Annotated in this window: 10 protein-coding genes and 1 tRNA gene; 7 read left to right on the forward strand and 4 right to left on the reverse strand. The window is 58.6% G+C overall.

Annotation, left to right across the window (positions count from 1 at the left end):
- Nucleotides 1-27 precede the first annotated feature (27 nt).
- The 6 genes from pheA to glf all read left to right on the forward strand — a co-directional run bounded on the left by pheA (nucleotide 28) and on the right by glf (nucleotide 5,818).
- On the forward strand, nucleotides 28-1,173 hold the full coding sequence (gene pheA / locus AAAX32_RS07850) for a prephenate dehydratase (RefSeq protein WP_349100443.1): 1,146 nt from the start codon (nucleotides 28-30) through the stop codon (nucleotides 1,171-1,173).
- Entirely contained in the window at nucleotides 1,174-2,424 is a 1,251-nt protein-coding gene (locus AAAX32_RS07855; RefSeq protein WP_349100444.1) for a shikimate kinase, read from the forward strand. It begins immediately after the preceding gene.
- 85 nt (nucleotides 2,425-2,509) lie between these two features.
- Nucleotides 2,510-2,947, forward strand: coding sequence for a type II 3-dehydroquinate dehydratase (aroQ, locus tag AAAX32_RS07860; protein WP_349100445.1), 438 nt, complete (start codon nucleotides 2,510-2,512; stop codon nucleotides 2,945-2,947).
- A 130-nt stretch (nucleotides 2,948-3,077) separates the two neighbouring features.
- Complete coding sequence (locus AAAX32_RS07865; protein ID WP_118094279.1) at nucleotides 3,078-3,527, forward strand: DUF4869 domain-containing protein; 450 nt, start codon at nucleotides 3,078-3,080, stop codon at nucleotides 3,525-3,527.
- A complete protein-coding gene (locus AAAX32_RS07870; RefSeq protein WP_349100446.1) occupies nucleotides 3,527-4,528 on the forward strand; it encodes a hypothetical protein in 1,002 nt (333 codons plus the stop codon). Before AAAX32_RS07865 ends, AAAX32_RS07870 begins: the two co-directional genes overlap by 1 nt.
- Nucleotides 4,529-4,693: 165 nt before the next feature.
- Entirely contained in the window at nucleotides 4,694-5,818 is a 1,125-nt protein-coding gene (gene glf / locus AAAX32_RS07875; RefSeq protein WP_349100447.1) for a UDP-galactopyranose mutase, read from the forward strand.
- Nucleotides 5,819-6,042: 224 nt separating this feature from the next.
- Here glf and AAAX32_RS07880 read toward each other — a convergent pair.
- The 3 genes from AAAX32_RS07880 to AAAX32_RS07890 all read right to left on the reverse strand — a co-directional run bounded on the left by AAAX32_RS07880 (nucleotide 6,043) and on the right by AAAX32_RS07890 (nucleotide 7,798).
- A tRNA-Arg gene (locus tag AAAX32_RS07880) sits at nucleotides 6,043-6,119 on the reverse strand.
- A 54-nt stretch (nucleotides 6,120-6,173) separates the two neighbouring features.
- Nucleotides 6,174-6,941: an ABC transporter ATP-binding protein gene (locus AAAX32_RS07885; protein ID WP_022094777.1), complete on the reverse strand. Its 768-nt coding sequence runs from the start codon at nucleotides 6,939-6,941 to the stop codon at nucleotides 6,174-6,176.
- A gap of 11 nt (nucleotides 6,942-6,952) precedes the next feature.
- A complete protein-coding gene (locus AAAX32_RS07890) occupies nucleotides 6,953-7,798 on the reverse strand; it encodes an ABC transporter permease (RefSeq protein WP_022094778.1) in 846 nt (281 codons plus the stop codon).
- A gap of 160 nt (nucleotides 7,799-7,958) precedes the next feature.
- Here AAAX32_RS07890 and AAAX32_RS07895 point away from each other — a divergent pair, with 160 nt between their 5' ends.
- The gene (locus AAAX32_RS07895; protein ID WP_052044190.1) at nucleotides 7,959-8,930 is read left to right on the forward strand and encodes a glycosyltransferase family 2 protein; all 972 of its coding nucleotides are present in this window, start codon (nucleotides 7,959-7,961) and stop codon (nucleotides 8,928-8,930) included.
- 102 nt (nucleotides 8,931-9,032) lie between these two features.
- Here AAAX32_RS07895 and AAAX32_RS07900 read toward each other — a convergent pair.
- The coding region (locus AAAX32_RS07900; RefSeq protein WP_349100448.1) for a sugar nucleotide-binding protein at nucleotides 9,033-9,307 on the reverse strand (275 nt) is incomplete at its 5' end.

The following is a 9,307-nucleotide window of genomic DNA, read 5'->3' on the forward strand; positions in this document are numbered from 1 at the left end:
ATCCCCCGACACGTGAAAGGGGTCTCCATGGACCTTGCTGACATCCGCCAGGCCATCGATGGCATCGACACCACGCTCCTCAACAGCTTTGTCGAGCGCATGGACATTGCCACCGAAGTCGCCAAGTCAAAAATCGAGATGGGCAAGGCCGTCTTCGACCCCGCCCGTGAGCGCTCCAAGCTCAACAACCTCGCCAGCCGCGCGCCCGAGCGCTACGAGGCGCAGACCATCACCCTGTTCCGTCTCCTCATGAGCATGAGCAAGGCCGAGCAGCAGCGCTACATCAACGAGCTCAAGGGCATCACCGTCTCGCAAAAGGCCCACGCCACGGCTGCAGCCTCCGACACGCCCTTCCCTCAAACGACCACCGTCGCCTGCCAGGGCGTCGAGGGCGCTTACAGCCAAATCGCCGCGTGCAAGCTCTTCGACGTGCCCGACATCGCGTTTTTCGAGACCTTCGAGGGCGTCATGTGTGCCGTGCGCGACGGCTTCTGCGAGTTTGGCGTGCTGCCCATCGAAAACTCCACCGCAGGCTCGGTCAACGCCGTCTACGACCTGCTCGCCCAGTTCGACTTCCACATCGTGCGCTCGCTGCGCCTCAAGATCGACCACAACCTGCTCGTCAAGCCCGGCACCAAGCTCGCAGACGTGCGCGAGGTCTACAGCCATGGCCAGGCAATCGCCCAGTGCGCCGGCTTTATCGAGGCCCACGACCTGCACGCCACCAAGTACCTCAACACGGCCATGTCGGCCGAGATGGTCGCCAACTCCGAACGCACCGACGTCGCCGCCATCGCCTCGCGCAGCTGCGCGGCGCTCTACGGCCTGGAAGTGCTGGAGCCCAACATCCAGGACTCGGACAATAACTACACGCGCTTTGTCGTCATCAGCCGCGAGCCGCGCGTCTACCCCGGTGCCAACCGCACCTCGCTCATGATCACCACGGCCAACGAGCCGGGCGCCCTCTACCGCGTACTCGAGCGCTTCTACGCGCTCAATATCAACCTCATCAAGCTCGAGAGCCGCCCCATCCCCGGGCACGACTTTGAGTTTATGTTCTACTTTGACCTGGACTGCCCCTTTGGCAGCAAGGCCCTCGACGACCTGCTCGATTCCATCGACGACGTGTGCGAGAGCTTCACCTACTTTGGCAGCTACACCGAGGTGCTCTAGATGACCGATACCGCCGCAACCCGTCCCTACGGCGTGCTGGGCCGCGTGCTGGGCCACAGCTACACGCCAACCATCTACAAGGAGCTCGCGGGGCTTGAGTACGTGCGTTTTGAGCGCGAGCCCGAGGACCTCCAGGCTTTTATGACGGGCGACGAATGGGAGGGCACCAACGTGACCATCCCCTACAAGCGCGCCGTCATGGAATACCTGGACGAGCTGAGTCCACTCGCCGAGCGTATGGGAAACGTCAACACCATCACGCGCCTGCCCGACGGCCACCTGCGCGGCGACAACACCGACTACTTCGGCTTTCAGTGCCTAGTCGAGGAGCTGGGCGTTGAGGTCGCCGGCAAGAAGGCCCTCGTGCTCGGTGCCACCGGTGGCGCCGGCACCACTGCCAGCATGGTGCTCGGCGACCTGGGCGCCGTCGTCGTGCCAGTCGGCCGCACGAGCGAAGTCAACTACGACAACATCGCGCAGCAGTCCGACGCCGCGTTGCTCGTCAACTGCACGCCTGCCGGTATGTTCCCCCACTGCCCCGACGCGCCTTGCACGCTCGAGGGGCTCGATGCGCTCGAGGGCGTCATCGACATTGTCTACAACCCCGCTCGCACGGGACTCATGCTCGAGGCCGAGCGCCGCGGCATCCCCTGCATCGGCGGCCTGCTGATGCTCGTGGCCCAAGCGGCACAGGCCGTCGAGCGCTATACCGGCCAGGTCACCCCGCGTGAGCGCATCCTGGACGTAACGGAGCGCTTGTCACGCCGCGAACAGAACATCGCGCTGATCGGCATGCCGGGCTCGGGCAAGACCCGCGTGGGCGAGCAGATCGCCCTGCTCACGGGGCGAGAGCACATCGACCTGGACCGCGCCCTCGAGGAACGCCTGGGCATGCCCTGTGCCGACTATATCGTCGAGCGCGGCGAGCCGGCCTTCCGCGAGCAGGAGACGGCGGCACTGGCCGATATCTCCAAGCGCAGCGGCCTGGTGCTCTCCACCGGCGGCGGCGTGGTCACGCGCGACGAGAACTACCCGCTGCTGCACCAGAACAGCCAGATTGTGATGCTCAACCGCAAGCTCGACGAGCTCGCCCACAAGGGCCGCCCCATCACCGCCCGCGACGGTATCGACAAGCTGGCCGAACAGCGCATGCCGCGCTACCGCGCCTGGGCCGACTACATCATCGACTCGCGCGATTGCGCCGCCAACACCGCCCAAGCCCTCCTCGACACCCTCCCACCCGCTCTCTAACCAAAACCACCACAAAGGGGACAGGCACCTTTGCGGTGGTTTTCCGTTCCGCCGCACCGCCCGCCCAACCGCAAAGGAAGCAACCATGAAAGCACTCGTCATCAACGGCCCCAACCTCAACATGCTCGGCATTCGCGAGCCGGGCATCTATGGCAGCGACAACTACGACCGCTTAGTGCAGATTTGCCAGGAAGCGGGCGCTGCACAGGGCTTCGACGACGTCGAGGTCTTCCAGTCCAACCACGAGGGCAGCATCGTCGACAAGATCCAGGAGGCCTACGGCAAGGTCGACGGCATCGTCATCAACCCGGCGGCATACACGCATACGAGCGTGGCGATCCTCGACGCCCTCAAGGCCGTCGACATCCCTGCCGTCGAGGTACACATCAGCGCCGTAGAGACACGCGAGGACTTCCGCCAGGTGAGCTATGCACGCCTGGCCTGCTTCGCCACCATCACCGGCGAAGGCCTCCAAGGCTACGCCCACGCGTTGGAGCTGCTGAGGGAGCGTCTCGAAAAGTAGCCTCGCGAGCAAATCCATCAACGCGATTCACACGCTAATAATGCCAGTGCCGCCAGCAGCAACCTCGCTACTGGCGGCACTTTATTACTGGCATATAATCATTGCAGTCACACAACGTCTGGAGACGCGCATGTTAAGCATCCATCTGGGGGATTACCCCGGTTCCATCTACGATACCGAAACCTATTTTAGGAACTCATACTTGGACTCATGGTTTGAAGACCCTATGGCCGCACAGATTATTAAAAGCGTGGACGGATCAGAGCTCATCGGTCCCCACAACATCGTAAGCAAACAGCTGGGCTCAATCACTCCACTCGAACTGTCAGGCGGCGTTAAGACGCTGCTGCTGGTGCGCAATCTCCCAAATATGGTGTTCAACGCATCCACCTGCGGAGACAACTGTGCCCGCTGGCTACTCAAGATCGGCAAAGAGCAGGATGTGCTGGTGACCTTATACCACATCATGAAATTCCCCTGGAAGAGCTTTGAGATTCGCATCAATAACGATGGCCGCATCGTTAGAAACATGCAGGAGTTTGTCGGCGCCACGAATGACTTTTTGGATGTTGATGAGTAATGAAGGGAACGCACACCGTTGTCGTAGAGCGTGCAAAGGTCAAATACACACTCACGTTTAAGCGCAATATTTCCTTCATCCGCGGCAACAGCGGCACGGGCAAAACGACACTCATCTCGATGATTCGCGACTACAACGACCGAGGACCGGAAAGCGGCGTTGCACTCAGCTGCGACGTACCTTGCGAAACGCTTTCCGGCAGACGCTGGGAGCGCGAGCTGTCGATCATCGAAGATTCAATCGTCTTTCTAGATGAGGGCAACGAGTTTATCCACTCAAAGGACTTCGCCAAAGCCGTAAACGGCTCGTCAAACTATTTTGTTCTGATATCTCGTCGCGATGCCAACGAGCTCCCCTACAGCGTTGATGAGATCCTGAAGCTAGTCAACACGACAAGTAAAACAATCAATGGCCGCAAGAGCGACAGGCGCTTCTACTCGGTGACCAAGCCGCTATATGACCACACGGCAAGTATGCTGTATCAGGATCTAAATGTTGGATTCGAGGTACCCGACGCCGTAGTTGTCGAGGATAGCAAATCTGGCTATCAATTCTACGACGCTCTTTGCAACCGGCTCAGGATCCCCTGCTACACCGCCACCGGCGTAGCAAATCTAAAGCGGACAATTCACGAATGCCCCGAGCAAAACGTTCTTGCCATTGGAGACGGCGCAGCGTTTGGTCCCTACATCGAAAAGGTGCTCGGACAGCGCGTTTACAAGAACGTTCGCTTGTTCCTCCCGGAATCATTTGAGTGGACACTTCTGCAATCTGGCCTCATTCCCAGTAACGACATTCCAAAAATCCTCAAGGATCCTTCGAGCTATATCGAAAGCCGCAAGTACCTAAGTTGGGAGCGATTCTTCACCGACGTATTGATCAAGTACTCGACAGACACTCGCTACGCCTACAGAAAGGCACGGCTCAACGAGCAGTACCTAAAGCCGCAGGCGATGGATGCCGTATCGAAAGTCTTACCGGAGTGTTTGAGGACGAATTAGCAGATTCTTTAAATCATCAAGAAACCAGGGGCTATGCACATGAGCTGAAGCTGCTGAAAGAAAGCCTACAACACGCCTGGTACACTAATCCTTGGAACAGAATTATCAGGTTTATTTGTCCCAAATCTTAAGTAACTGTTTGATTACATACAAAGGAGTTCATCCATGTCCCAGTACGATTACCTTGTCGTCGGTGCCGGCCTCTCGGGCGCCGTCTTCGCCAACGCCGCCAAGCGCGCCGGCAAGTCGGTCCTGGTCATCGACCGCCGCGACCACATCGCCGGCAACGTCTACACCGAGGACGTCGAGGGCATCCAGGTCCACCGCTACGGCGCGCACATCTTCCACACCTCCATGAGGGACGTCTGGGATTACGTCAACCGCTTCGCCGAGTTCAACAACTACGTCAACTCACCGGTCGCCAACTTCCGCGGCAACATGTACAACATGCCCTTCAACATGAACACCTTCGCCAAGATGTGGCCGGGCGTCGTCACGCCGGCAGACGCCCGCGCCAAGATCGCCGAGCAGGTGGCCGCCGAGGACATCGGAGAGCCGCAGAACCTCGAGGAGCAGGCGCTGTCGCTCGTCGGCCGCGACATCTTCGAGACGCTCGTGAAGGGCTACACCGAGAAGCAGTGGGGCCGCGACTGCCGCGACCTGCCCGCGAGCATCATCAAGCGCCTCCCCTGCCGCTTCACCTACGACAACAACTACTTCAACGACCGCTACCAGGGCATCCCCATGGGCGGCTACACCAAGATGGTCGGCAACATGCTCGAGGGCGTCGAGGTGCGCTGCGGCGTGGAGTACAAGGAGCTGGCCGCCGCCGAGCCCGGTATCGCCGCCAGGACGATCTACTGCGGCCCCATCGACGCGTTCTACGACTTCAGGCTGGGCACGCTCGAGTACCGCAGCCTGCGCTTCGAGACCGAGACGCTCGACGAGCAGGACCACCAGGGCGTGGCTGTGGTCAACTACACCGAGCGCGAGGTCCCCTACACGCGCGTCATCGAGCACAAGCACTTCGAGTTCGGCACGCAGGACAGGACCGTGATCACGCGCGAGTACCCGGCCGACTGGAAGCCCGGCGACGAGCCCTACTACCCCATCAACGACGCCAGGAACGAGGCCCTCTACAGGCAGTACGAGGAGCTGGCGGCGCAGGAGGGCGACGTGGTCTTCGCCGGTCGCCTGGGCGGCTACAAGTACTACGACATGGACAAGGCCATCGCCGCAGCCTTCGATCTCGTCCGCAACGAGCTAGGCGTGGAGCCGACGGAGGCGTAGAGACAAAGGTGCATTAGCTAGCCATCATAAGCAAACAGAATGCCCGGTGCAGCGCGAACGCTGCACCGGGCATCTTTCTGTGACGATGAAAGCGCGCCACAGTCCAAATTAACAAATATGGCCGCAAGTCATCGCCATGTCTTGGGGTCTGTGTTTAAACAATAGCATGCCCATGCGCCCAAATAGCAAAGACCCGGCATTAAACCGGGTCTTCAAAAACTCTCTGGTGCTCCATGGCGGATTCGAACCGTCGACCTTGGGATTAGAAGTCCCCTGCTCTATCCAACTGAGCTAATGGAGCAAATAACCGCACGCCCAAGCAAGCGCAAGCCTGTCAGGCGCAAGTAATTATAACCTAGTTGAACTGCTCGCGGTACGCCTTGCAGACCTCATCGACCGGACCGTCCATGCGAAGGTCACCCTTCTCAATCCAAACGGCACGCTGGCAGATGCGCTCAACCTGCTCCATGGAGTGCGAAACGAACAGAACCGTCACGTCGCCGCTCTGGATAAAGTGCTGAATACGGTCCTCGCACTTCTGCTGGAAGAACACGTCACCGACGGACAGCGTCTCGTCAACGATCAGAATATCGGGCTCGGTAATCGTCGCGATTGCAAAAGCAATACGCGCCACCATACCCGAGGAGAAGTTCTTAAGCGGCATGTCGACAAAGTTCTGAAGCTCAGCGAACTCGATAATGCCGTCAAAGTTGGCGTCGATGAACTCCTTGGTATAGCCGAGCAGGGCGCCGTTCAGATAGATGTTCTCGCGGGCCGTCAGCTCAGGATCAAAGCCGGCGCCGAGCTCAATCAGCGGTGCGATGTTGCCATGGACCTTAACGCTGCCCTCACTAGGCTCAAGCACGCCAGCGATAATCTTGAGCATCGTAGACTTACCGGAACCATTGGTGCCAACCAGACCGACAACTTCGCCGCGATGAATATCGAACGAGATGTGCTTAAGCGCCCTAAACTCCTCAAAGAACAGCTCGTGCTTGGCAAGCTTAATGAAGTACTCCTTGAGGTTGGTCAGCGACTCGGACGCCATGTTAAAGATCATGGTGACGTCGTCGACCTCGACAGCCAGAGGCTGCTCGCTGTAATCAACAACAGATTCAGTCATCACAGCACTCCTTAGATGTAGAGGATAAATTTGCGCTCGGACTTATGGAACACGGTATAGCCAATAATAAGCGCAAGAACCGCCCAAGCGACGCACATACCAAACGTCATAAGCGAGGGCGTAGTCTGGAACAGGAAGATATCGCGCATAAACTGCAGGTAGTTGAACATGGGGTTCGCATACATCAAGATACGCACGAGATGCGGCATTTGCGCAATATAGTCAGTCGTCCAGAAGATGGGCGTAATGTAAGTCCACGCCGTAATGACGACGCTCCACAGATGCATAACGTCGCGGAAGAAGACCGTAAGGGCAGAGAGCATCATGCCCAGGCCCATGCAGAAGCACATAAGCAGCAGCAGGCAAACCGGCAACAGAATCAGGTGCCAAGAAGGCATAACGCGGAACCACAGCATGACGATGGCGACGGCGACCAGCGAGAAGGCAAAGTTGACCAGCGAGAAGAGCACCTTCTGCACCGGGAAAACCCAGCGGTGCACCTTAACCTTCTTGAGCAGAGGGGCAGCGCCCACGATCGACGTCAGGGCCTGGTTAGTAGACTCAGACATGACGGCAAAGGTAATGTTACCCACGATCAAGTACAGCGGGTACATCTCGGGCGTCATTGAGCCATTGCGGCCCTGGCCAAAAATCGTCGAGAACACGATGGCCATGACGATCATCATCAGCAGCGGGTTGAGCACCGACCATGCGACGCCCAGAACGCTACGGCGATACTTGATCTTAAAATCCTTGGTAACCAGCTGACGAAGGATAAACGCGTCCTTCTCAAATTCGTTCTTAGCAAACGTCGCAGGCAGACTGCGAGTTTCTTGTTGCTTTGTCTGATCCGACACGGATGCAACTCCTTTACTCGTAATCGTTGACAAACGAACAGTATAGACCCGACGGCCATGCAAACGATTCGCGCAACAAAACTGGAGAACTAACCCACATCTTAGGATGCCAGGCCCAAACGGCTATACTTTCTAGGATTGAATGTATAAGGAGCATTAAGTGAATTCTGAATCCATCGCCGTCATCATCCCTTGCTACAACGAAGCGCTCACGATCGGCAAAGTCATCGACGACTTTCACCGCGAGCTTCCGCAGGCGACGGTCTATGTCTATGACAACAACTCGTCGGACGATACCTCACGCATTGCCACCGAGCACGGCGCCACAGTCCGCTTTGAGCCCCGTCAGGGAAAGGGCAACGTGTGCCGCCAGATGTTTCGCGATATCGACGCCGATTGCTACCTGATGGTCGACGGAGACGACACCTACCCCGCCGAGGCGGCCAAGGCCCTCTGCGAGCCCATCCTTAACGGCACGGCCGACATGACCGTAGGCGATCGCCTTTCCAACGGCACCTACGCCGAGGAGAACAAGCGTGCCTTCCACGGCTTTGGCAATAATCTGGTCCGCGCCATGATCAAGTGGATCTATGGCTACAGCTTCGATGACGTCATGACAGGCTACCGCGCCATGAGCCGCCCGTTCGTTAAAACCTTCCCAGTGCTTTCCGAGGGCTTTCAGATCGAAACCGAGCTCTCGATCCACGCCGTCGACCACCGCTGGCGCATCAAAGATGTGCCCATCGAGTACCGCGACCGTCCCGAGGGTTCCGAGTCCAAACTCAACACCGTGAGCGACGGCATTAAAGTCGTTGCGATGATCGGCACGCTGTTCAAGGACTACCGCCCGCTGAAGTTCTTCAGCCTCGTTGCGCTTCTGTTCGCGGTATTCGGCCTCGCCCTGGGCATGCCCATCGTTGTCGAATATTTCCAGACCGGCCTCGTCCCGCGCTTCCCCACCGCTATGCTCGCCGCCTCGTTTATGTTCCTGTGCGGCCTGAGCCTTGCGACCGGCTTCATCCTAGATTCTGTAGCAAAGGTCGAAAAAAAGCAGTGGGAGGTCAACGTGTACAGCAAATACGCCTACGACGACCAGCCCGGCCACCCTACTTCCATGCCAAGCGAGAGGTAGATCTTCCGCAAAATACTATTGGCACCACTGCGCAGATAGCCACCAACAAGAAAAGCCGCCGTTAAAGAACGGCGGCTTTTACTCTCGAAAAGTTAATAGCGGCTAGAGCGTCTTGATGTACTCCCCCAGCTCTTCCTCCCAGTCGGGCATGTGGAAGCCGGCAGCCTCGAGCTTGGACAGGTCGAGCGCGGAGTGGACCGGGCGCGGGGCGACGGGGCCCTCGGCGCTCGCGTAGTAGTCGGCGGTCGATACCGGCACGACCCTGTCCCCGTTGCCGTTGGCGGCCTCGAAGACGGCGCGGGCGATATCGGCCCAGGACTTGACGGTGCCGGAGCCGGTGCAGTCGTAGGTGCCGTAGGGGGCGTGCGTCCCCAGCA

The sequence above is a fragment of the Collinsella sp. CLA-ER-H3 genome (genome assembly GCF_040092425.1).
Lineage (GTDB): Bacteria > Actinomycetota > Coriobacteriia > Coriobacteriales > Coriobacteriaceae > Collinsella.

Bases quoted from the DNA above. Each gene is read 5' to 3' on its own strand.
- pheA (WP_349100443.1), top strand. From the start codon at position 28: ATGGACCTTGCTGACATCCGCCAGGCCATCGATGGCATCGACACCACG.
- AAAX32_RS07855 (WP_349100444.1), top strand. From the start codon at position 1,174: ATGACCGATACCGCCGCAACCCGTCCCTACGGCGTGCTGGGCCGCGTG.
- aroQ (WP_349100445.1), top strand. From the start codon at position 2,510: ATGAAAGCACTCGTCATCAACGGCCCCAACCTCAACATGCTCGGCATT.
- AAAX32_RS07865 (WP_118094279.1), top strand. From the start codon at position 3,078: ATGTTAAGCATCCATCTGGGGGATTACCCCGGTTCCATCTACGATACC.
- AAAX32_RS07870 (WP_349100446.1), top strand. From the start codon at position 3,527: ATGAAGGGAACGCACACCGTTGTCGTAGAGCGTGCAAAGGTCAAATAC.
- glf (WP_349100447.1), top strand. From the start codon at position 4,694: ATGTCCCAGTACGATTACCTTGTCGTCGGTGCCGGCCTCTCGGGCGCC.
- AAAX32_RS07885 (WP_022094777.1), bottom strand. From the start codon at position 6,941: ATGACTGAATCTGTTGTTGATTACAGCGAGCAGCCTCTGGCTGTCGAG.